Raw genomic sequence first — 21800 nt, 5'->3', positions numbered from 1 at the left:
AGCCAGCCTGGTGCATGCACGGGAATACCCTATGGGGCGCGGCTAAGTGGTTGATTTGGTTGGGGTGTAAAAGTGGCCTTGTCCGAAGAGGCCATGCTTGAGCTTCTGTGGTGTAAGAAGGTCTGTCGGTCTTGTGAACATAGTGAAAGGAAACATTGCGGTGCATCCAGGGTCTCGATTTCCCACACAGCATGTTCATCACCGCTTCGCGTAGTCACCCCAGTAAACTCGTTCAGATGGATTCCACGCACCACCTTTTCACACTCGGCTACGAAGGTTTGGACATTTCAACGTTCATCGAACGGGCTCGTGCTGCCGGCGTTAAAACTGTCGTCGATGTGCGAGAGTTGCCGCTTTCTCGAAAGAAGGGCTTTTCGAAATCCAGCTTTCGCGACGCACTTGCCGAAGCCGGCATCGCTTACGCCCACATTCCTGCGCTGGGCTGTCCCAAGGAGGTCCGCGAAAGATACAAAGCAGATGGCTCTTGGGCGACTTATACGCGTGGTTTTCTTGCGTACTTGGAGACTCAGCAGAGCACGGTGAACGAGTTGGTGAAGATCGCCAACGCGACGACTGCTTGCCTAGTCTGTTTCGAATCTGATTTCACGATGTGCCACCGCACTTATGTGGCACGCGCTGCGCGGACGAAAGGTGGTCCGGTAGTTGTGCACCTTACCTCTAGAACAAGCTTTCCTGATGTTGCTGGCCGGCTTGCGGCCTAGGTGGACAAATTACGCTAACGGCCAGCCATTGATCGGGGAATCGGTGAATTGTCCCCAGTAAAAGAAGTAGGTCGCGTGCGGGCAACTCGCGTTCGTACTTCTCCCGAAACGGAGCCTCCCATCCAGAGGCGCCTAACTTCCTCCGAAGGTTTCTAAACAGCGCGCCAGCTTCCCAGTCCACGATCTTGTGTCTGTAGGAGCGCACCTCACCGTCAACGATGCACTCGTAGCGATAGTGGAAATCGAACGGCAACTTCTCTAGCAGCCGTATATGTTTGCTTTCCTCATCACCGTCGAAGAGGTTGCCTTGACTTTGCAGTTGAAGCAACTTTTCTTTTTCTGCGGTGGTCCATTCGGTACTTTTTGCAGGGGATATGTCGAGGCCGAGGATGCGCGACGGCCGGAGCAATGCAAGTGATGTGCCGTTTTCAATCCGTGCCGCTTGGATGGTTGAAAAATCGTCAAACACGGTCAGTTGGGACAGTAGTTGCATTCGTCGTGGCCAACCCTCCTTTCCCGCCCTAAGGGGTTCAGGATCGCATTCGACTGTGTCCACGAATAAACGGTGGCTTTCGGGGCGATGGTCGGCGTTCGCCTTTTCAACTCGCGCTTCGATCCACTGCCATTTTCGGAACTGCTGATCATCCGCTACCAAGCGGAAAGGTACAGGGTAAAGGCGAACAAGCTTGCCGTTTTCTGTCATCCCGGCCACGCAAGAAGTTTTTGAAGTCCCCTCGAAAACCCGAACCACTTGGAAGTAGAGAATTTCCCCTTGGTGGAGTCTCTACGTGAAGTAGCGATCAATCGCACAAGTCACGATGGCTTCGCCAACAAGGTCGCCAACGGCCAGCGCCCTTGTTCCACCAGGCCGCCCATCATCCGCTGCAGGCTCGTCGCCGTGGCCCGCACCCCCGCACTGTGTCTTCGCGCCTGGCTCACGTACAGCGACCACGTGATGAACAAACCCTTGATCGGCGTGGCGCTGAGTTCGTGCATCTGCGGAAAGTCGTGCATGGCGCAGTAGGGCATCACGGTGTAGCCCAGGCCGTCTTTCACGAGCGACAGGCAGAGCTGCAGCGTCTCCGCGTCAGCCGCGCGGCGAAATTTCTGGCCGTGGCGTTTCAGGTAGGTGTCCACCGTCTTGCGGATGAGGTTGGGCCGGCCGGGCAGGATGAGCTTGCACGCGCCGAGCTGTTCGGCGCTCATGGGGCGGTCGGGGTGCAGCCGGGCATCGGCGGGGCCCACCAGCAGCAGGGGTTCGCGGATGAGCGGCGTCTGGTCGTGCAGGGGTGAGGTGCCTTCCTCGAAGTCCATGATGGCCACGTCGATCAGGCCCTGCTGCATCCATTCGCGCAGGTGGTGGATGAAGCCTTCGTAGATGCGCAGCGACACGGCCGAGCGCGAGGGGATTTCCGCCGCCGCGAAGGGCGCGGTGATGAGCCGGTGCATGGAGAACGGCAGGCCGATGGAGACCTGCGCGCGCGCTTCGCGGCCCAGTTCGTCGCGCAGCAGCTCGGCTTGCCGCAGCAGGGGCCGCGCGCCGTTGAAGAGCAGGGTGCCGGCTTCGGTCAGCTTCACGCCGCGCGCTTCGCGCACCAGCAGCTGGATGCCGAGGTCGTGCTCGAGCGCGTTGAGGCGGCGCGAGAGCGCGGGCTGGGTGATCTCCATCTCCAGCGCGGCCTTGTTGATGCTGCCGGCTTCCACCACGCGCATAAAGCAGTCCACCAGTTTCAGGTCCACAGGGTCTCCGTTCCGGTTGGGTTCGAGTTCAACGATTGTCGTTGAACTGCCATGCCGAATCTCATGTATCGCATATCCCTGTCCGTCCCTACCATTCGCGGCACAAGGAGACAGACAGCATGACGGTTGAGAAGCAACAACCCGGCGCGGTGCGCCGTGTGGTGACGGGCCACGACGCGGCCGGCCGGTCGGTGATTGCGCAGGATGGCCTCTCGCCGTTCGTGTTGCGCACCACGGCCACCGGCCCGGTGGTGACGGATCTTTGGAAGACCTTCGGCTCGCCCGCCGACAACACGGGCAACACCGAACCCTGCTCCACCGTCACGCTCGCACCGCCCGCGGGCGGCAGCGTGTTCCGCGTGGTGCAGTTCCCGCCCGACGCGGGCTACATGGCCGGCTGGGACGAGCACGCCGCCTTTGCCGCGATGGGGCATGACCTGTCTGGCGCGGCCACGCGCAAGGGCAGCACGGTGGGCATGCACACCACCGCGTCGGTGGACTACGCCATCGTGCTCGCGGGCGAGATCTGGGCAGTGATGGACGAAGGCGAGACGCTGCTGAAAGCCGGCGACGTGCTGGTGCAGCGCGGCACCAGCCACGGCTGGAGCAACCGCACGGCTCAAGCGGCCACGGTGGCCTTTGTGCTGATCGACGCGCTGCCGCTGCCGGCGCGCGGCTGAACGGGGCGCGCTCGCATGGAGACCTTGATCATCGGCCAGCGTTCGCCGCGCATTGCGGTGAGCGTGGCGGGGCGGGGGCCGCTGGTGCTCATGGTGCACGGCATGGGGGGCGACCGCAGCACCTGGCACGGGCAGATCGAGGCGCTGCGGCCGCACTTCACGGCGGTGAGCGTGGACCTGCGCGGCTACGGCGCCAGCGGCGATATTGAAGGCCCGCTGGACTTTCACCGCGACTTCGGCGCGGACCTGCTCACGGTGATGGACCATTTCAACGCGCCGCGTACGCATCTGGTGGGCCTGTCCATGGGCAGCCGCGTGGTGCGCTCGGTGGCGCTGCGCCACCCGCAGCGCGTGGCCTCGCTGGTGCTCGCCAACGCCAGCCCGGGCTTCGACGCCATGCCGCCCGACGAGGTGGACCGCTTCATTGCCGACCGCTCCGCCGCGTTCCGCGACGGGCGCGTGCCCGACAGCTTCGGCATGGACCAGGCCCGCGCCATGTGCGCGCCCGGCGCCGCACCCGAGGCCCTGCGCATCGCGGCGGACGCGATGCAGCGCATCCGCCTGAAGAACTACCTCGCGGTGCTGGAGGCCTCGACACGGCAGGACCGGGGCGACCCGCTGGAGCAGATCGCCTGCCCCACGCTGGTCATCTCCACCGACCAGGACCGGGTGTACCCCGAAGCCGTGACGCGGCAATTGCTGGCGCGCATTCCCGGCGCGGTGCACGCGCGCATCGAGCGCGCCGGGCACCTGAGCAACCTGGAGCAGCCCGAGGTCTTCAACCGGGCCCTGCTCGATTTCCTTCGTTGAGAAAGAACACACCCATGTACTTCAACTGGCAGACCATGCCCTGCAAAGCACCCGAGGGGCTGGACAACACCACGGCCGAGGTCGTGATCGTGGGCGCAGGCCCGGTGGGCCTGGCCACCGCGCTCGGCCTGGCGCGTCACGGCGTGCGCAGCGTGGTGCTGGAAGCGCGCGACACGATTTCGCAAGGCAGCCGCGCACTGGCCATGAGCCGGCGTTCCATGCAGATCCTCGACCACCTCGGCGTGGGCGACCGCGTGATGGAGAAGGCGCTCACCTGGTCCGCCGGGTGGACGTTCTACCAGCGCGAGCTGGTGCATTCCATGGTGATCGCGCCGCCGCCGCACGAGAAGCACGGCCAGACCAACCTGCAGCAGTGCTGGATGGAACAGCTGCTGCTCGACGAACTGCTGGCCACGGGCTTTTGCGACGTGCGCTACCAGCACCGCGTCACGCAGATCGACGCGAACGACGATGCGGTGCACCTCGCCGTGGCCACGCCGCTGGGCGACTACACGCTGGACGCGCCCTGGTTCGTGGCCGCCGACGGGCCGCGCGGAATCACGCGGCGCTGCGTGGGCATCGACTACGAAGGCACCTCGTACTCGCAGCGCTTTGTCATCAACGACATCCTCTGCAAACAGCCACTGCCCGAAGGCCGCCGCCTGTTCTTCAGCCCGCCCTACCTGCCGGGCAAGACGGTGCTGATGCACAAGGCGCCGTTCGACATGTGGCGGCTGGACTTCCAGCTCATGGACGACCAGGACGCCGAGACCGAGATGCAGCCCGAGCAGGTGCATGCGCGGATCCGCGCGCATTTCGAGCTGATGGGCATCGAGCCCGACTACGAACTCGTGCTGACCTCGGTGTACAAGGCCAATGCCGTGTCGCTGCCCAGCTACAACCGTGGCCGGGTGCTGTTCGCGGGCGACGCGGCACACCAGGTGCCGATCTTCGGGGGGCGCGGCGTGAACCACGGCTACGAGGACGCGCACAACCTCGCGTGGAAACTGGCGCGCGTGGTGAAGGGCGAGTCCGACGCGCAGTTGCTGGACTCGTACACGCAGGAACGGCGTGGCGCACTGCTGGCCACGCTGGCCGAGCTCACGCGCACCACCATCTTCATCACCACGCCTTCGCCCGGCATTGCGCTGGTGCGCGAGGCGGTGCTCTCGCTCTCGCTGAGCGAGAACTTCCTGGGCAACCTGTTCGATCCCTACGCCACGCCGCCACACGACTGCACCGACAGCCCGCTCAACACCCCGGACGACGGCGCCTTTGGCCCCGCGTGCCGCCCAGGGGCGCTCGTGCCCGATGCCGTGTTGAACCCGGCCGGCGAGCGCCTGTACGACCAGCTCGGCACGCGGTTCGCGCTGATCGTTTTCACCGACGGTGCTGCGCATTTCGATGCCGAGCGCTTCGCCGAACCGCTGCAGGTGTTGCACCTCTCAGCCGACAGCACGCTGGGCCGCCTGTTCGACGCACGCCCCGGCAGCTGTTACCTGATACGGCCCGACCACCGCGTGGCCGCGCGGTGGCGCGAGGCCACCCCCGAGCAGGTGGACGCAGCATTGGGTGCGGCCGCCTGCGCCCGCACCGAGGAGATGCAATGAGCACCACCACCGACCCGAACACCACCTTCGCCGAACGCGACTTCATCGACCTCGCCGCCGCGATCGACCAGGTGCCCGCGCCGCAACGCGAACTGTTCCTCACCAAGCTGGTGATCCTGCTGGCCGCCGGTGCACCGGCGGGCGCGCTGGCCCAGCGCATCGAACGCGCCAGGAGGCACCTGCCGGCCTGAGCGCGCCCTGTTCCCGCATTTCAAAAAGAAGGAGACAACACGTGAAGAAGTTCTTGAAAGCCTCGCGCCTCGCGGGCGTGCTGTTCGCGCTGGGCCTTGCGGTGGGCGCCTGGGCGCAGACCGCACCCGACGTGGCCTACCCCACCAAGCCGGTGCGCCTCATCGTGCCGCTGGGCGCGGGCGGTGCGCCCGATGTCGTGACGCGGCTGCTGGGCCAGATCCTCACGGAGAAGAACGGCCAGTCTTTCGTGGTGGAGAACCGGCCCGGTGCCAACACCATCATCGGCACCGACACCTGCGCCAAGGCGCCGCCCGATGGCAGCACGCTGTGTGTGGTGAGCGGCAGTTCGCTCTCCATCAACCCGCACCTGTACCGCAAGCTGCCGTACGACGCGGCGAAAGACTTCGAGGCGGTTTCGCCGCTGGTGGTGCCGGACATGGTGTTCCTTGTCTCGCCCTCGGTGCCCGTGAACAACATGAAGGAGCTCATCGCCCACGCGCAGAAGAACCCGGGCAAGCTGGCCTACGGTTCCTTCGGCAATGGATCGGACACGCACCTCACCATGGAATGGCTCAAGCGCGCCACGAACACCGAGCTGCTGCACGTGCCCTTCAACGGCTTCGGCCCGATGATGCAGGCCTTCCTCACCGGCGACATCCAGCTGCTCTACGTGTCGGTGGGCAACCCCGGCATCGTGGCGCAGACCAGGGCCGGCAAGATGCGCGCGCTCGCGGTGCTGGCCCCCACGCGCTCGGCGCAACTGCCCGACGTGCCCACGCTCGCCGAAACCGGCGTGGGCGACCCCGGCACCTTCACCTGGTTCGGCCTCATGGCACCGGCCGGCACGCCGCGCGCCATCGTCAACAAGCTCAATGCGCAGATCAATGCGGCGATGCAGACACCCGCGATGCGCGAGCAGAACGCCACCATGTCCATGCGCACGACCGCGCAGTCGCCCGAGGCGTTCGCGGCCTTCCTGAAAAAGGACCGCGAGGTCTGGCACGGGCTGGTGAAGCAGACCGGCATCCAGCTGGACTGAGCCATGACAAGGACCCACACCATGACCAGACCCCTGCTCAAACTCACCTGCGCCTTCGGCCTGCTGGCCAGCGCCTGGGCCTGCGCCGCGCAGACCGCCGCCGCCTGGCCCGCGCGGCCCATCAAGGTCATCGTGCCGCTCGCCGCCGGCGGACCGGTGGACCTCGTCGCGCGCCGCGTGAGCGAGCGCCTCTCGAGACAGCTCGGCCAGCCGGTGACGGTGGAGAACCGGGCCGGCGGCAGCGGCATCATCGGCGCCACCGCGTGCAAGACGGCGCAGGCCGACGGCCATACGCTGTGCATCCTGCTGAGCGACACCGTCGTCATCAACCCGGCCATCTACAAGAAGCTGCCGTATGCGGTGAGCGACTTCGCACCGATCTCGGAAATCAGCCGCATCGACACGGCCGTGGTCGTCACCACCAGCCTGCCGATCCGCAGCATCCAGGAGCTGGTGCAGTACGACCGCGCGAACCCCGGCAAGCTGAACTGGGGCCACTTCGGCATTGGCAGTTCGTCGCACCTGTTCATGGCACAGGTCAACGAGAAGCTGGGCTCGCGCATCGTCGACGTGCCCTACCAGGGCGGCGGCCCCGTGCTCAATGGCCTGCTGGGCAACCAGGTGCAGGTGTCGAGCCTGTCGTACTCGCTGGTGGCGCAGCACATCGAGTCGGGCAAGCTGCGTGCGCTCGCCGTGCTGGGCGATGTGCCCTCGCCACGCTTCGCCGGCGTGCCGCTGCTCAAGAACCAGGGGCTGGGCACGGCGCGCAACGCGTGGGTGGGCCTGTACGCGCCCACCGGCACACCACCGGCCGTGATCGCGCGGCTGTACGACGAGGTCAAGGCCATCACCTCCGACACCGAGTTCCAGAAGGCGCTGGACGCGCAAGGCCTGGCGGTGACGGGCCGCAGCCCCGAAGAGACGGCGGCCGTGATCAAGGCCGAGGGAGAGGACTGGCGCGCGGTGGCGAAGGTGGCGAATGTCAGTCTCGATTGACCACTGCTGCCTCTGAGGTCAACCATTCTTCTGACATCGCCGCAAAGACCGGCATCGCAATCGCCAAAGGTGCCGATTCCCTCACGGACGGCGCGAGGGGTGCGTGGGCAGAATCCACGCAAGACCACTTTCTCTCTGCGATGTCCGTCATTCTTTTCCCCCCATCCCGGGCAAGGCCTGGTGGTGGCGTCCCCTTCCGCGTGATGCGGCCCACCCTTGCGCTCACGCCGGATGACGTCGAGTCGCTGACGCAACAGGACTTCTTCGAAGTGATCCAGGCCGATGCCGCGAACGGCACGGCGGTCATCCATGAAGACGACGAGATGCGGCTGGTGCAGTACCTCGAGTTCCACGGCCTGCGCCTGCCCAGCGCGGTGGACGCGAACCAGCTTCGCGAGCTGTGCAACACGCTGCGCTGGACCTATGGCCAGGCGGTGCGCATGGCGGTGCACGGCGGCACGGATCTCGTGCGCGAGTTTCCCGGCCTCAATGCCGACCGCATTGCCTATGTGCACGCCGTGGCGAGCCAGAACCACGCCCTGGTGCGCGACAAGGCGCGCCTGGTGTTCAAGGACCGCGCCAGCACGATCTTCCTGTACTGACCATGTGGCAACGGCCCGCGCTGGCCGTCTGCATTCGCCCGCGAGGTGAAAAAAGGCACCGCTTATTCCGGTAAATGATTTTTACCGGTAATGCCGGTTATTGACGAATACTGCTTTTTCCACTAAATTGAATTTACTGGAACAGGCGGTGAACATGTCCAATCGAATCCAAGCCATCACAACGGCATCGCAGCTTGGCACGCTGCTGCGGGGGGCTCGCAAGAGCCGCAAGCTCACGCAGGCCCAGCTGGGCGAGCGGCTGGGCTTGAGCCAGAAGCGCCTTTCCGAACTGGAGCTGTCACCGGGCACGCTGAGCGTGGACCAGCTCCTGGGCGTCTGTGCCCAGCTGGGGCTTCAGCTGAGCGTGCAGCCCAGCGACGAGACCCCGCCCGCGCAAAGCACATCGAAAGTGATCTGGTAAACCATGGGTCGGCGCGCGCATTCCCGCCCGTTGTCCGTGTGGACCAATGGCGAGCTTGTGGGGCACTGGACGCCATCGGGTCGCCGGCCCATGGCGTTGAGCTACGCGGAGAGCTGGCTGGCATCGGCCTCCGCGCGGCCGCTGTCGCTGTCTCTTCCGCTGCCGTTGCTGGGCAACGAACCTCTGCGCGGCGAGCTGGTGCACAGCTTCTTCGAGAACCTCTTGCCCGACAGTGGAGCCATCCGCAGACGGCTTGCGCAGCGGTATGCCGCAGGCTCCGAAGACACGTTCGATCTGCTCGCGGCCATCGGGCGCGATTGCGTCGGAGCGGTGCAGTTGCTGGAGGCCGATGAAACACCCACCGGCTTCGACCGCATCGAAGGCGAGCCGCTGGACGACGAAGCCGTGGCCACCCTGCTGCGTTCGGCGGTGGGTGGGGCGACGTTCGGCCCGGCGAGCCAGCAGCAGGACTTCCGCATCTCGATCGCTGGCGCGCAGGAGAAGACCGCCTTGCTGCACCATGGCGGCCGATGGATGCGCCCGCTGGGCGCCACGCCGACAACGCACATCATCAAACTGCCGCTGGGCATGGTGGGCAACATGCAGGCCGACATGCGCACATCGGTCCACAACGAATGGCTGTGCCTGAAGCTGATGGCCGCGCTGGGTTTCGATGTGGCGCGGGCAGACATCGCCACCTTCGCGGACCATGCGCCGGTGCTGGTGGTCGAGCGGTTTGACCGCAAGCCGCATCCGGCCGAGCCGTGGATTCTCCGCTTGCCCCAGGAAGACTTCTGCCAGGCACTCGGCGTGGGCCCTGCCCTGAAGTACGAAGCCGACGGCGGCCCCGGCATCGAACGGCTGGCACAGGTGCTGCATGGCTCGCAGAATGCGCGCGCCGACCTGCGCACCTTGCTCGCGAGCCAGGTGGCGTTCTGGCTGATGGCGGCGACCGATGGCCACGCCAAGAATTTCAGCCTGCGGCTGCACGCGGGCGGCGTCTACATGCTGGCGCCTTTGTACGACGTGCTCTCGGTCTGGCCCATCATCGGCCGCGGCAAGAACCAGCTGGCATGGAAGAACGCCAGGCTGGCGATGGCCGTGACTGGCAAGAACCGCCACTACCCACTGGCCACCGTGATGCGACGCCACTTCAACGCCACCGCTGCGCGGTGCGGCTGGGGCGACAGCGCCGAGGACGTCATTCGCGATCTGCTGTCCCGTGTCGAGGGCGCCATCGACACGGTGGGCAGTCAATTGCCAAAAGGCTTTCCGGAAGACGTGGCTGCCGCCATCTTCAAGGGCATGCGCGGTCAGGCAAAGCGGCTGCGGGAGCAGCCGGCGGCTTAGTTGTCCGGTGCCACGGGGCGCCAGACCAGTTCCACATCCAGCCCCAGCAGCCGGCCGTCTTCCACCCGGTTGTTCAACCGCAGCCCGGCGCCAATGGTGCGCGCCAGGTCGGCGCAGATGGCCAGCCCCAGCCCCGCGCCGCTGTTCGGCCGCGCCGAGGGCTCGCGGGCGAACGGCGTGAACGCCACGGCCTGCATGCCGGGCGACATGCCGGGCCCCGTGTCCCACACGACGAGGCGCACACCGCCTTGCTCCCTGGCCTCGATGCGCACGCCAAGCCGGCCCTGGTCGGGCGTGAATTCCATGGCGTTGCGCAGCAGGTTCGCAAGGATCTCGCGCACCATCCAGCGCTGGCTCTCCATCACGAACGGTCTGGCATCGAGTTGAAAGTCGAGGTGCTTGCGGGCAATGAGGGGCGAGAGCTCGATGGCGATCTCGCTCACCAGTTCACCCAGGTCGAAGGCCTCGTTCTGTGCCGCAGCGAGCGATTCGGTCTGCTGCGCCCGCGCCAGCGAGAGCAGCTGCTCGGCCAGCCGCGTGGCACGGCGCGAGGTGGTGGCGATGGAGGCGAGCGCTTCCTGCGGCGGAATGTCGCCACTCAACCCCGCATCGGCCTGCAGCTGCAGCACGCTCAGCGGTGTGCGCAGCTGGTGCGAGGCATCGGCCACGAAGCGGCGCTGCTGTTCGCGCGCGCCGTGCAGGCGGGCCAGCAGGCCGTTGAAGGCCACCACCACCGGCTGCAGCTCGCGCAGCGCCACGGGGTCCTCCAGCGGGGCCAGATCGTCCGCGGGGCGCCGTTCCAGCCGGCGCGCAAAGGCGCGCAGCGGTTGCTGTGCCCAGGTGGCCATCACCCACACCAGCGCGAGCAGGGTGGCCAGCAGCGCGCCCTGGCGCAACAGCGTCTGCAGGAGGATGTCGCGCGCCAGGCGGTCGCGGTAGGCGGAGGGCTCGCCCACCTGCACGATCAGCAGGCGCATGCCTTCGAAGGTTTCCACGGGTTGTAGCAGCGCGGCCATGCGCATGGCCTCGCTGCCCTGCTGTGTGTCGTAGAGGTCGATCATGGCGCGGTACAGCGGGTGGATGGCCGGGCGCCCCTGGTACGGCGGCAGCGCTTCGTCGCCCGCGAGGTAGCGGCCGTCGAGGTAGCTCACGCGGTAGACCATGCGGCTGCGCGTGCCGGAATCGCCCGACGCGCTGCTGTCGTAGATCTCCAGCGCGGCGTGTGGCAGCGTGATCTGCAGCTCGCCGCGCTCCAGGCGGATGAGGTCGGCCAGCGCATGCGCGGAGGTCACGAGCAGGCGGTCGAACGCGATCTGGCTGATGCGCAGCGTGGCGCGGTAGCTGGTGTAGGCGTCCAGCGCGAGGAACAGCACGAAGGGCACGGCCAGCCACAGCATGAGCCGCCGTCGCAGCGAAGGCGGCGTCCTGGATGCCAGCTCCTCGGCCACGTCAGCTTTCCTGCAGCAGGTAGCCCACTCCACGCAAGGTCATGATGCCCACGCCCGTGTTCACCAGCTTCTTGCGCACGCGGTGCACCACCACCTCGATGGCATCGGACTGTGCGGGCAGGTCCTGTCCGAACGCCAGCGTGGTGAGCCGTTCCTTGGCCACGGCGTGGCCGGGCTGGGCGATCAGTGCGGCCAGCAGGGCGCCCTCGCGCGGTGTGAGATCGAGGGCCTGCGCGCCCACATAGAAGGCGCCCGAGGCGCGGTCGTGCCGCAGCGCGCCGCAATGTGGCATGTCGGCGGCGTGGGAGCGGCGTGCCAGCGCGCGCACGCGGGCTTCGAGTTCGTCGATGTCGAAGGGTTTGGCCAGGTAGTCGTCGGCCCCGGCGTTGAGGCCGGCCACACGGTCGCCCACGGCACCCCGCGCCGTCAGCACCAGCACCGGTGTGGCATCGCCCCGGCCGCGCATGCGCTGCAACAGCTGCAGGCCGTCCATGCCGGGAATGCCCAGGTCCAGCAGCACCACGTCGCAGGTGCTGGTGCGCAGCCATTCCAGCGCGGTCAGGCCGTCGCTGCAGCGCGCGACGTCGAAGCCGCGTTTGGACAGCACGCGCACGAGTGCACCACCCAGATCGAAATCGTCTTCCACCAACAGCAGTTTCATGGGCTCACCGAGGCACAGGAGACGGGCAGTCTAAGGGTTGACGACGGCAGCATGCGCCTGGGGCCAGTGCCCATCAGGGCAAACACCGAGGGGTTTTGAAAGCAGGCTGAAAGCCGGGTGAAGGCCAACAGAAAGACAGCGCACCACGGCAGGCCGGCGCCTTTCTATAGTCGGACCACCAGTTCCAACGGTCCACCCAACAGGAGACAGACACCATGAAGAACACGATGCCCCGCGCCTCGAAATCCCTGCCCGCGACACTGGCTGCGGGCGTGCTCGCCGCCGGCCTGCTGGCCAGCACCGCCGTGCAGGCGCAAGGCGCGGAATGCGCGAACCGCGGTGACCTCGACACCGCCTACTGCGACGCCAACAAGGACCTGGTGGCCGACACGCCGACCGACCCGAAAAAGCTGCGCAACCCCAGCACCCTGGTGTTCACCTTCACACCCATCGAGGAACCCGCGGTCTACGAAAAACTGTTCGACCCGTTCACCAGACACCTTTCCCAGTGCACCGGAAAACGGGTGGTGTTCTTCCAGGTACAGAGCAATGCGGCGCAGATCGAGGCCATGCGGGCGGGCCGCCTGCACGTGGCGGGTTTCTCCACCGGTGCCACCGGTTTCGCGGTGAACGTGGCCGGCGCGGTGCCGTTCGCGGTGAAGAGCACGGAGCAGGGCCCGCGCGACGACAAGCTGATCATGATCTCGCGCAAGGACGGCGCGGTGCAGTCGCTCAACGACCTCAAGGGCAAGCGCGTGGCGCACGCATCGCCTTCCTCCAACTCCGGCCACCTGGCGCCGCTGGCACTGCTGCCCAAGGTGGGCGTCACACCGGGCAAGGACTACAACATCGTGTTCTCCGGCAAGCACGACCAGTCCATCCTCGGCGTGGCCAGCCGCGATTACGACAGCGCCGCGGTGGCGGCCAATGTGTTCCACCGCATGGCCGCGCGCGGCACCATCAAGACGGCCGACTTCAACATCCTCTACACCAGCGACCCGTTCCCCACCACCTCGTTCGCCTACGCGCACGACCTGGCGCCCGAGCTGCGCGCCAAGCTGGTGGGCTGCTTCATGAACTACACCTTCACGCCCGAGATGACCAAAGCGTTCGAAGGCGACGTGAAGTTCATCCCCTCTACCTACCTGAAGGACTTCGCCATCGTGCGCGACGTGGCCACGGCCGCCGGCGAAAGCTTCAACCGCTCGGCCTACGAAAAAGAAGCGGCGAAGGGCAAGAAGTGAGCACCATGCCTCTCGCCGATCTCCCCATCAAGCCCGGCTCGCTCCAGATACGTCACCTGGCCAAGGCCTACAAGCCCGGGCACCCGGTGCTCAAGGACATCAACCTGGACATCGACGGCACGGGCCTCACGGCCATCATCGGGCCCTCGGGCACGGGCAAGTCCACGCTCATCCGCTGCATCAACCGGCTGGTCGACCCCAGTGCCGGCGAGATCTGGCTGAGCGTCGACGGGCAGCGGCTGGACATGGCCCGGCTCAAGGGCGGTGCGCTGCGCCGCAGCCGGCGCCACATCGGCATGGTGTTCCAGGAATACAACCTGGTGGAGCGCCTGAGCGTGATGGAGAACCTGCTGACCGGGCGGCTGGGCTATGTGTCGGCGTGGCAGGCGTTCCGCCGGAAGTTTCCGCGCGAGGATTTCGACCGCGCCCACGAGCTGCTGGACACCGTGGGCCTCGGTGCCTTCGCCAACCAGCGCGCGGACGCACTCAGCGGCGGCCAGCGCCAGCGCGTGGGCATTGCCCGCGCGCTGATGCAGTGCCCCAGCGTGATGCTGGCCGACGAGCCCACTTCATCGCTCGACCCCAAGACCTCGGTGGAGATCATTCAACTGCTGCGCGAACAGGGGCAGCGCCACAACATTCCGGTGGTGGTCAACATCCACGACGTGGAGCTGGCCCGGCGCCATGCCGACCGCGTCATCGGCATGACGGGCGGCGAGGTGGTTTACGACGGCCCGCCTTCGGGACTCAACGGCGACCATCTCGACACGATCTACGGGGGCCGCGCGTGGCAGCAATGAACCCCACCACCACGGCCGCCGCGCCCGCGGAAAAGGCGTTCGCCTGGAGCGCCGCTGAAAAGCTCTGCTGGCTGGCGGTGCTGCTGTATGCGGCGTATGTGCTCGGCCAGATCGACCTCACCCAGGAACGGTTGCTGCACGGCATGGAACAGGGCGCCCGTTTCCTGGCGCGCATGTTTCCGCCCGAGCTCTCGCGCATGGACGTGCTCTGGAGTGGCATCCGCGAAAGCCTGCAGATCGCCGTGCTGGCCACGGCGATTGGCGTGGCGCTGAGCCTGCCCATCGGCCTGCTCGCCGCGGGCAACATGGTGCCCGGCCCGGTGCGCACCGTCACGCGCGGTTTCATCGCGCTGTGCCGTTCGCTGCACCCGGTGATCAAGGCCATCCTGTTCGTCAAGGCGGTGGGCTTCGGCCCGCTGGCGGGCATTCTTGCGCTGGTGGTGGGCACCATCGGTTTCGTCGGCAAGCTGTTTGCCGATGCCATCGAGGAAATCTCGCCCAAGCAGGTGGAGGCCGTCCGCGCCACGGGGGCGTCGTTCATGAACGTGGTGCTGTTCGGGGTGCTGCCGCAGGTGATGAGCCGCTTCGTCGGCTTCTCCACCTACCAGCTGGATTCGAACCTGCGCAACTCCACCATGGTGGGCATCGTGGGCGCCGGCGGGATCGGCGGCACGCTGTTCGCCGCGTTCCAGCGCTTCGACTACGACTTCGTCTTCACCATCCTCGCCACCATCGTCTGCATCATCGTGGTGGGCGAATTGCTGGTCAACGCTGCCCGGAAGGCGCTCGATGTCTGACACCACCGCCGCCCCCTTCCCCCTCGCCCCCGCTTCCAGCGGTACCTGGCAGCGGCACACGCTCACGCAGCGCATGTTGCGCTACGCGTTGTGGCTGTTCATGGTGTGGGCCCTGGTCCAGTCGCTGCGGCACGTGGAGGTGATCCCCGAGTTCCTGTACGACGCACCCGAGCAGATGGGCGACATGCTCACCCGCATGTGGCCCGTGGACTGGAGCCACTACCCCGACACCATCCACAGCGCCTTGATGGAAACGCTGCACATGGCCACGCTGGGCACGTTGCTCTCTCTGCCCCTGGCCGTGCCGCTCGGCCTGCTGATGGCGTCCAACCTCACGCGCAACCGCGCGCTGAACTTCATGGCGCGAGTGCTGCTCGTGTCGAGCCGTTCGGTGAATTCGCTGGTGTGGGCGCTGCTGTTCGTGGCCATCTTCGGACCTGGCCCGCTGGCCGGCATGCTGGCCATTGCGCTGCGCTCCGTGGGCTTCGTGGGCAAGCTCATCGCAGAAGCCATCGAACAGACGCCACGCGGCCCGATCGAGGCGCTGCAGGCGGCGGGCGCCTCCACGCTGGCGCAGGTCTGGTACGGCTACTGGCCGCAGATCAAGCCAGCCTTCTGGTCGGTCGCCCTGCTGCGCTGGGACATCAACATCCGCGAATCCGGCGTGCTCGGGCTGGTGGGTGCGGGCGGCATCGGCATGGCGCTGGACACGGCACTCAACCTCTTCCACTGGAACCGCGTCGCCCTGGTGCTGATCGCGATCTTCGCGGTGGTGCTGATCGCCGAGGTGGTGGTGGTGCAGATCCGCAAGCGGGTGTTGTGAGCGGGGAAAGACAAAAAAGGCCCCTGGGTCTCTCGACTCAGGGGCCTGGGTTTTTCAGCTCGTGAAGCGGTCGGCCAGGACGATCACACGTCGATATTTCCCGCCCGCAGTGCATTCGTCTCGATGAAGTCGCGGCGCGGTTCCACCTCGTCGCCCATCAGCATGGTGAACACGCGGTCGGCCTCGATGGCGTCGTCGATCTGCACCTTGAGCAGGCGGCGCACTTCCGGGTCCATGGTGGTTTCCCAGAGCTGCTCGGGGTTCATCTCGCCCAGGCCTTTGTAGCGCTGGCGGCTGGTGGTGCGCTCGGCTTCGCTGATGAGCCAGCGCATGGCCTGGCGGAAGTCGCTGACCTTCTCTTCCTTCTGCTTGTCGCCCTCGCCGCGCGTGACCTTCGCGCCTTCGCCGAGCAGACCACGGAAGGTGTCGGCGGCGGTGGCCAGCGCGGCGTAGTCGGCGCCGTGCACGAAGTCCTGCGTGATGACGCTGCTCTTGATGTTGCCGTGGTGGCGGCGGCTGATGCGCAGGATGGGTTTGTCGGTGCGCACGTCGAACTCGGCCGCCACTTCAGCGGGCACGCCGGTGGTGGCGAGCTCGCGCAGCTTGGCCTGCAGTGCGATGGCGCTCACTTCGGCCTGCTCGACCGAGTCGAGGTTGAGTGACACGCCGTCGGCGATGGCGCGCAGGGCTTCGGCGTCCATGAAGTTGGAGAGGCGCGCGATCACGCTCTCGGCGATCTGGTGCTTGCGCGCGAGTTCGGCCAGGGTGTCGCCGGTGAGCGTGGTCTGCGTGGCACCACCGGTGAGCACGCTGGCGTCCTTCAGGGCGATGCGCAGCAGGAAGCCGTCGAGCGCGGAGCCATCCTTCAGGTACAGCTCTTCCTTGCCGGCCTTCACCTTGTACAGCGGCGGCTGCGCGATGTAGATGTGGCCGCGTTCCACCAGCTCGGGCATCTGGCGGTAGAAGAAGGTCAGCAGCAGGGTGCGGATGTGCGCGCCGTCCACGTCGGCGTCGGTCATGATGATGATGCGGTGGTAGCGGAGCTTGGCGACATTGAAGTCGTCCACGCCCGCGGTGCCGCCCACACCGGTGGCCTTGCCGATGCCGGTGCCCAGCGCGGTGATGAGCGTGAGGATTTCGTTGCTGGTGAGCAGCTTCTCGTAGCGCGCTTTCTCCACGTTCAGGATCTTGCCGCGCAGGGGCAGGATCGCCTGGAACTTGCGGTCACGGCCCTGCTTGGCGGAGCCACCGGCGGAGTCGCCCTCCACGATGTAGATCTCGCACAGGGCGGGGTCTTTCTCCTGGCAGTCGGCCAGCTTGCCCGGCAGGCCCATGCCATCGAGCACGCCCTTGCGGCGCGTCATCTCGCGGGCCTTGCGCGCGGCTTCGCGCGCGCGCGCGGCTTCGACGATCTTGCCGCAGATGATCTTGGCGTCGTTGGGGCGCTCCTGCAGGTAGTCGGTGAGCAGGCGGGCCACCACGTCTTCCACCGGGCCGCGCACTTCGCTGGAGACCAGCTTGTCCTTGGTCTGGCTGGAAAACTTGGGCTCGGGCACCTTCACGCTGAGCACGCAGCACAGGCCCTCGCGCATGTCGTCGCCGGTGACTTCGACCTTGGCTTTCTTCGCCAGCTCGTTTTCTTCGATGTACTTGTTGATCACCCGCGTCATGGCGGCGCGCAGGCCGGTGAGGTGGGTGCCGCCATCGCGCTGCGGGATGTTGTTGGTGAAGCAGAGCACCTGCTCGTTGTAGCCGCTGTTCCACTGCATGGCGACTTCCACGCCGATGTTGGTGCCCTGGTCGCTCTGGCGGTCACCGAGCGCGTGGAACACGTTGGGGTGCAGGACGGTCTTGCCCTTGTTGATGAAGTCGACGAAGCCCTTGACGCCACCGGCGCCGGAGAAGTCGTCTTCCTTGCCGCTGCGTTCGTCCTTGAGGCGGATGCGCACGCCGTTGTTGAGGAAGCTGAGTTCGCGCAGGCGCTTGGACAGGATCTCGTAGTGGAAGTCGCTGTTCTCGCGGAAGATTTCGTAGTCGGGCAGGAAGTGCACTTCGGTGCCGCGCTTCTCGGTGGCCCCGGTGATGCGCATGGGCGAGATCTCCACGCCCGTGGGCGTGGACTCGATCAGCCGGTTCTGCACGAAGCCGCGCGCGAATTCGAGCTGGTGCACGTGGCCTTCACGGCGCACGGTCAGGCGCAGCCACTGGCTGAGTGCGTTCACGCAGCTCACGCCCACGCCGTGGAGGCCGCCCGACACCTTGTAGCTGTTCTGGTTGAACTTGCCGCCCGCGTGCAGTTCGGTCAGTGCGATCTCGGACGCCGAGCGCTTGGGCTCGTGCTTGTCGTCCATCTTCACACCGGTGGGAATGCCGCGGCCGTTGTCCACCACACTGATGGAGTTGTCGGTGTGGATGGTCACCACGATGTCGTCGCAATGGCCGGCCAGCGCTTCGTCGATGGAGTTGTCGACCACCTCGAACACGAGGTGGTGCAGGCCGGTGCCGTCGGAGGTGTCGCCGATGTACATGCCGGGGCGCTTGCGAACGGCTTCCAGGCCTTCCAGGATCTGGATCGAACCCTCGCCATAGCCTTCGCTGGCACCGGCCTGGTGGGCGTCGATGGTGGGCTGGAAGTTGGAGCTTTCGGCTTGGGCCGCACCGGTGTTGACAGATTCGGCGGGCTTGTTGGCGTCGGACATGGTGAAGTTTCTCGATCTCAGTAAACGCCAAACCCGCGTGGTTCGCGGGTTTGGAAGGCGGGAGCAACCAGGACGGCTGGACTCAGATCCGCATCGGCATGACGACGTACTTGAAAGCGTTGTCGTCGGGGTTGGTGACCAGCGCAGAGCTGTTGCCGTCGGAGAGTTCGATGCGAACCATCTCCTGCGACATGTTCTGCAGTGCGTCGATCAGGTAGGTGACGTTGAAGCCGATCTCGATCGTGTCGCCTCCGTAGTCGATGTCGAGTTCGTCGACAGCTTCTTCCTGCTCGGCGTTGCTCGAGGCCACACGCAGTGCGCCCGGCTCGACGTTCAGGCGCACGCCCTTGAACTTTTCGCTGGTCATGATGGCGGTGCGCTGCAGCGAAGCCAGCAGTGGCGCGCGGCCCAGGGTGACGATGTTCTTGTGGTTCTTCGGGATCACGCGGTTGTAGTCGGGGAACTTGCCCTCGACCAGCTTGGTGACGAACTCCATGCCGTCGAAGCTGAACTTGGCCTGGTTGGCGGCGAACTGCATCTCGATCGCGCCCTCCTTGTCGGAGAGCAGGCGCTGCAGTTCCAGCACGGTCTTGCGCGGCAGGATCACCTCCTGCTTGGGCACTTCCACGTCCAGCGTGCTGGACGCAAACGCGAGACGGTGGCCATCGGTGGCGACCAGGCTGAGCTGCTTGCCTTCGGCCACGAACAGGATGCCGTTGAGGTAGTAGCGGATGTCGTGCACGGCCATCGCGAACGAGACCTGGCCGAGCAGGCTCTTGAGCGTTTTCTGTGGCACCGAGAACACCGGACCGAAGCTGGCGGACTCCTGCACCAGAGGGAAGTCCTCGGCCGGCATGCTCTGCAGCGTGAAGCGGCTCTTGCCACCTTTGAGGATCAGCTTGCCGGCGCTGGATTCGAGGCTGACGGTCTGGTCACCCGGCATGGTGCGCAGGATGTCGATCAGCTTGCGGGCACCCAGCGTGGTGGCGAAATTGCCGCTGTCGCCTTCGAGTTCGGCTGTGGTGCGGATCTGGATTTCCAGGTCGCTGGTGGTCAGTTGCACCTGCGAGCCAGTCTTGCGCAGCAGGACGTTGGCCAGGATCGGCAGGGTGTGACGGCGCTCCACGATGCCCGCGACGGACTGCAGCGCGGCCAAAACTTTGTCCTGGGTCGATTTCAAAACGATCATGTCAGACTCTTTCTTTTCTGGTTGCTTGCCGGCCGGCTCCTGCCCCCCGGTTGGCCCGGCCCGTTGCCTGGGCCAAATCCCCGCTATTTTCGCCTTTTTGTGGCCGGTTCCCGCAAAATCGCCGCTGGCGTCTTCCAGCGAGCGATTCCCGGCGTCGGCCGGTGGTGCAGGGGTGGTCCGGCCTCATCCCTTGAGCGTCTGTTCCAGCACGTGCAGTTGCTGGTTCAACTCGGTGTTCTGCTGGCGCTCCGCGCCAATCTTGCGCACCGCATGCAACACCGTGGTGTGATCACGACCGCCGAACAGCTCACCGATCTCGGGCAGGCTTTTCTGGGTCAGCTCCTTGGCCAGGAACATGGCGATCTGGCGCGGCCGCGCAATGCTGGCCGGCCGCTTCTTGCTGTACATGTCGGCGACCTTGATCTTGTAGAAATCGGCCACCGTCTTCTGGATGTTCTCGACGCTGATCTGCCGGTTCTGGATCGACAGCAGGTCCTTGAGCGCGTCGCGCGCCAGCTGGATCGAGATTTCCTTCTGGTTGAAGCGCGAGTAGGCCAGGATCTTGCGCAGCGCGCCTTCGAGTTCGCGCACGTTGGAGCGCACGTTCTTGGCGACGAAGAAAGCCACCTCCTCGGGCATGACCGCGTTTTCCACCGCCGCCTTGTTGATCAGGATGGCCACGCGCATTTCCAGTTCCGGTGGCTCGATGGCCACGGTGAGACCGGAATCGAAGCGTGAAACGAGGCGTTCGTGGATGTCGGCCAGGCCCTTGGGATAGGTGTCGCTGGTGAGCACGATGTGGCTCTTCTTGGCCAGTAGCGCCTCGAAGGCGTTGAAGAACTCCTCCTGGGTGCGCTCCTTGTTGGCGAAGAACTGCACATCGTCGATCAGCAGCAGATCGAGCGAGTGGTAGCGCTCCTTGAATTCATCGAAGGTCTTGCGCTGATAGGACTTGACCACATCGGAGACGAACTGCTCGGCGTGGATGTACAGAACTTTGGCCTGTGGACGATCGGCCAGCAGGTGGTTGCCGATGGCGTGAACCAGGTGGGTCTTGCCCAGGCCGACGCCGCCGTAGATGAAAAGCGGGTTGTACAACTGCCCAAGGCTGCCAGCCACGTGCATGGCGGCGGCGCGCGCCATGCGGTTGGCCGAACCTTCCACGAGCGTGGAGAACGCCAGCGCCGGGTTGAGACGGGTCTTGGGGCCGCTGGGAACGGTCGCTTCGGCCGGTGCGAGATCGGGCAGTTCAGCCAGCACCTGGTCTTGCACGGTACGTGGTGCAGGTGCCGTGCGGCTGGGGCCTTCGCGGGGAGCGAGCGCTAACTCAAGAACCACCGGGGCACCCTGGATGCTCTCCAGGAGGGCGGTGATGCGGGTAGCATACTGGGCGCGGATCCAGTCCATCTTGAACCGGTTGGCCACGGAAACGACCACGCGCGAGCCGTCGGCCGCCACCGTGGCGGACAGGGGGCGGATCCAGGTGTTGAACTGCTGTTCGGGGATCTCTTGCGACAGCCGGTCCATGCAGGCGGTCCAGAGAGAAAGGGTGTCCAGCTGGGTTTCGGCCAGGGACGCGTCAGGGGGAGTGCCCTCGATCATGCTGGGAGCTGGGAAATCGTTGTGCTTGTGGACAAATGTCTCGGGGCAATCGGTGGATTGTAGTGCGCCGGGTCAGTTATCCACAAGGTGGAGGGGCTCCTCGATGATCACGTTTTCCCTATGGATGGCGGGGCGGTTCTGATGAGTCCCGCCCGCTCACGGCGCCCGGTGCTTGCGGGCCTGAACGGTTTTTTGCGATAATTGCGGGTTTCCCCGATTTCCACAGACACATCATGAAACGCACTTACCAACCCTCCAAGATCCGCCGCGCCCGCACCCACGGCTTCCTCGTCCGCATGAAGACCCGCGGTGGCCGTGCCGTGATCAACGCCCGCCGCGCCAAGGGCCGCAAGCGCCTGGCCGTCTGAGGCCGCG

The 21800-nt window shown here is 65.9% G+C and carries 22 protein-coding genes; 15 read left to right on the top strand and 7 right to left on the bottom strand.

Going from position 1 to position 21800, the window contains the following annotated elements:
• Window positions 1–191: 191 nt before the first annotated feature.
• Entirely contained in the window at window positions 192–722 is a 531-nt protein-coding gene (locus J2X09_RS21605; protein WP_204735566.1) for a DUF488 domain-containing protein, read from the top strand.
• Here the strand turns inward: J2X09_RS21605 and J2X09_RS21600 are convergent.
• Window positions 679–1473 carry a DUF8757 domain-containing protein gene (locus J2X09_RS21600; RefSeq protein ID WP_510184453.1) on the bottom strand — a complete coding sequence of 265 codons (795 nt, stop codon included), beginning with the start codon at window positions 1471–1473 and terminating at the stop codon, window positions 679–681. The genes J2X09_RS21605 and J2X09_RS21600 overlap by 44 nt on opposite strands.
• A 62-nt stretch (window positions 1474–1535) precedes the next feature.
• Window positions 1536–2462, bottom strand: a complete 927-nt coding sequence (locus tag J2X09_RS21595; RefSeq protein ID WP_204735568.1) for a LysR family transcriptional regulator — start codon at window positions 2460–2462, stop codon at window positions 1536–1538.
• 119 nt (window positions 2463–2581) lie between these two features.
• Here J2X09_RS21595 and J2X09_RS21590 point away from each other — a divergent pair, with 119 nt between their 5' ends.
• From J2X09_RS21590 to J2X09_RS21550, 9 genes are all read left to right on the top strand, one after another.
• The gene (locus tag J2X09_RS21590; RefSeq protein WP_204735569.1) at window positions 2582–3142 is read left to right on the top strand and encodes a cupin domain-containing protein; all 561 of its coding nucleotides are present in this window, start codon (window positions 2582–2584) and stop codon (window positions 3140–3142) included.
• A 15-nt stretch (window positions 3143–3157) separates the two neighbouring features.
• Window positions 3158–3952, top strand: a complete 795-nt coding sequence (locus J2X09_RS21585; protein WP_204735570.1) for an alpha/beta fold hydrolase — start codon at window positions 3158–3160, stop codon at window positions 3950–3952.
• Window positions 3953–3966: 14 nt separating this feature from the next.
• Entirely contained in the window at window positions 3967–5562 is a 1596-nt protein-coding gene (locus tag J2X09_RS21580; RefSeq protein WP_204735571.1) for an FAD-dependent oxidoreductase, read from the top strand.
• A complete protein-coding gene (locus tag J2X09_RS21575; protein WP_204735572.1) occupies window positions 5559–5753 on the top strand; it encodes a hypothetical protein in 195 nt (64 codons plus the stop codon). The genes J2X09_RS21580 and J2X09_RS21575 overlap by 4 nt, the downstream gene beginning before the upstream one ends.
• 41 nt (window positions 5754–5794) lie before the next feature.
• Window positions 5795–6793 carry a Bug family tripartite tricarboxylate transporter substrate binding protein gene (locus J2X09_RS21570; RefSeq protein WP_204735573.1) on the top strand — a complete coding sequence of 333 codons (999 nt, stop codon included), beginning with the start codon at window positions 5795–5797 and terminating at the stop codon, window positions 6791–6793.
• Window positions 6794–6814: 21 nt separating this feature from the next.
• Complete coding sequence (locus tag J2X09_RS21565; protein WP_204735574.1) at window positions 6815–7789, top strand: Bug family tripartite tricarboxylate transporter substrate binding protein; 975 nt, start codon at window positions 6815–6817, stop codon at window positions 7787–7789.
• Between the two features lie 203 nt (window positions 7790–7992).
• Window positions 7993–8391, top strand: coding sequence for a hypothetical protein (locus tag J2X09_RS21560; RefSeq protein WP_204735575.1), 399 nt, complete (start codon window positions 7993–7995; stop codon window positions 8389–8391).
• Window positions 8392–8545: 154 nt separating this feature from the next.
• Window positions 8546–8812, top strand: a complete 267-nt coding sequence (locus tag J2X09_RS21555; protein ID WP_204735576.1) for a helix-turn-helix domain-containing protein — start codon at window positions 8546–8548, stop codon at window positions 8810–8812.
• Between the two features lie 3 nt (window positions 8813–8815).
• Entirely contained in the window at window positions 8816–10162 is a 1347-nt protein-coding gene (locus J2X09_RS21550; RefSeq protein WP_204735577.1) for a type II toxin-antitoxin system HipA family toxin, read from the top strand.
• Here the strand turns inward: J2X09_RS21550 and J2X09_RS21545 are convergent.
• Both J2X09_RS21545 and J2X09_RS21540 read right to left on the bottom strand, forming a co-directional pair.
• Complete coding sequence (locus J2X09_RS21545) at window positions 10159–11610, bottom strand: sensor histidine kinase (protein ID WP_204735578.1); 1452 nt, start codon at window positions 11608–11610, stop codon at window positions 10159–10161. The two genes, J2X09_RS21550 and J2X09_RS21545, sit on opposite strands and share 4 nt — an antisense overlap.
• A gap of 1 nt (window position 11611) precedes the next feature.
• Window positions 11612–12271 carry a response regulator transcription factor gene (locus J2X09_RS21540; protein WP_204735579.1) on the bottom strand — a complete coding sequence of 220 codons (660 nt, stop codon included), beginning with the start codon at window positions 12269–12271 and terminating at the stop codon, window positions 11612–11614.
• Between the two features lie 215 nt (window positions 12272–12486).
• Between J2X09_RS21540 and phnD the strand changes: the two genes are divergently transcribed.
• Genes phnD through phnE (J2X09_RS21520) form a run of 4 tightly spaced genes read left to right on the top strand, consistent with a single transcriptional unit; the run spans window position 12487 to window position 15935 of the window.
• Entirely contained in the window at window positions 12487–13515 is a 1029-nt protein-coding gene (gene phnD / locus J2X09_RS21535) for a phosphate/phosphite/phosphonate ABC transporter substrate-binding protein (protein WP_310309355.1), read from the top strand.
• 5 nt (window positions 13516–13520) lie between these two features.
• Complete coding sequence (phnC, locus tag J2X09_RS21530; protein ID WP_204735580.1) at window positions 13521–14315, top strand: phosphonate ABC transporter ATP-binding protein; 795 nt, start codon at window positions 13521–13523, stop codon at window positions 14313–14315.
• Window positions 14312–15112, top strand: coding sequence for a phosphonate ABC transporter, permease protein PhnE (phnE, locus tag J2X09_RS21525; RefSeq protein ID WP_204735581.1), 801 nt, complete (start codon window positions 14312–14314; stop codon window positions 15110–15112). Before phnC ends, phnE (J2X09_RS21525) begins: the two co-directional genes overlap by 4 nt.
• Window positions 15105–15935, top strand: coding sequence for a phosphonate ABC transporter, permease protein PhnE (gene phnE / locus J2X09_RS21520; protein WP_204735582.1), 831 nt, complete (start codon window positions 15105–15107; stop codon window positions 15933–15935). Before phnE (J2X09_RS21525) ends, phnE (J2X09_RS21520) begins: the two co-directional genes overlap by 8 nt.
• 83 nt (window positions 15936–16018) lie before the next feature.
• Here the strand turns inward: phnE (J2X09_RS21520) and gyrB are convergent, their stop codons facing one another.
• From gyrB to dnaA, 3 genes are all read right to left on the bottom strand, one after another.
• Window positions 16019–18634: a DNA topoisomerase (ATP-hydrolyzing) subunit B gene (gyrB, locus tag J2X09_RS21515; protein WP_204735583.1), complete on the bottom strand. Its 2616-nt coding sequence runs from the start codon at window positions 18632–18634 to the stop codon at window positions 16019–16021.
• 82 nt (window positions 18635–18716) lie between these two features.
• Window positions 18717–19823: a DNA polymerase III subunit beta gene (gene dnaN / locus J2X09_RS21510; protein WP_204735584.1), complete on the bottom strand. Its 1107-nt coding sequence runs from the start codon at window positions 19821–19823 to the stop codon at window positions 18717–18719.
• Window positions 19824–20006: 183 nt separating this feature from the next.
• On the bottom strand, window positions 20007–21425 hold the full coding sequence (dnaA, locus tag J2X09_RS21505; protein WP_204735585.1) for a chromosomal replication initiator protein DnaA: 1419 nt from the start codon (window positions 21423–21425) through the stop codon (window positions 20007–20009).
• Between the two features lie 233 nt (window positions 21426–21658).
• On the opposite strand from dnaA, the gene rpmH reads away from it, so the two are divergent.
• Window positions 21659–21793, top strand: coding sequence for a 50S ribosomal protein L34 (gene rpmH / locus J2X09_RS21500; RefSeq protein WP_006299042.1), 135 nt, complete (start codon window positions 21659–21661; stop codon window positions 21791–21793).
• Window positions 21794–21800 lie beyond the last annotated feature (7 nt).

The organism is Hydrogenophaga laconesensis (genome assembly GCF_031457235.1).
Lineage (GTDB): Bacteria > Pseudomonadota > Gammaproteobacteria > Burkholderiales > Burkholderiaceae_C > Hydrogenophaga > Hydrogenophaga laconesensis.
Note: the sequence above shows the minus strand (reverse complement) of the source record. Positions and strands in the feature narration are given on the sequence as shown.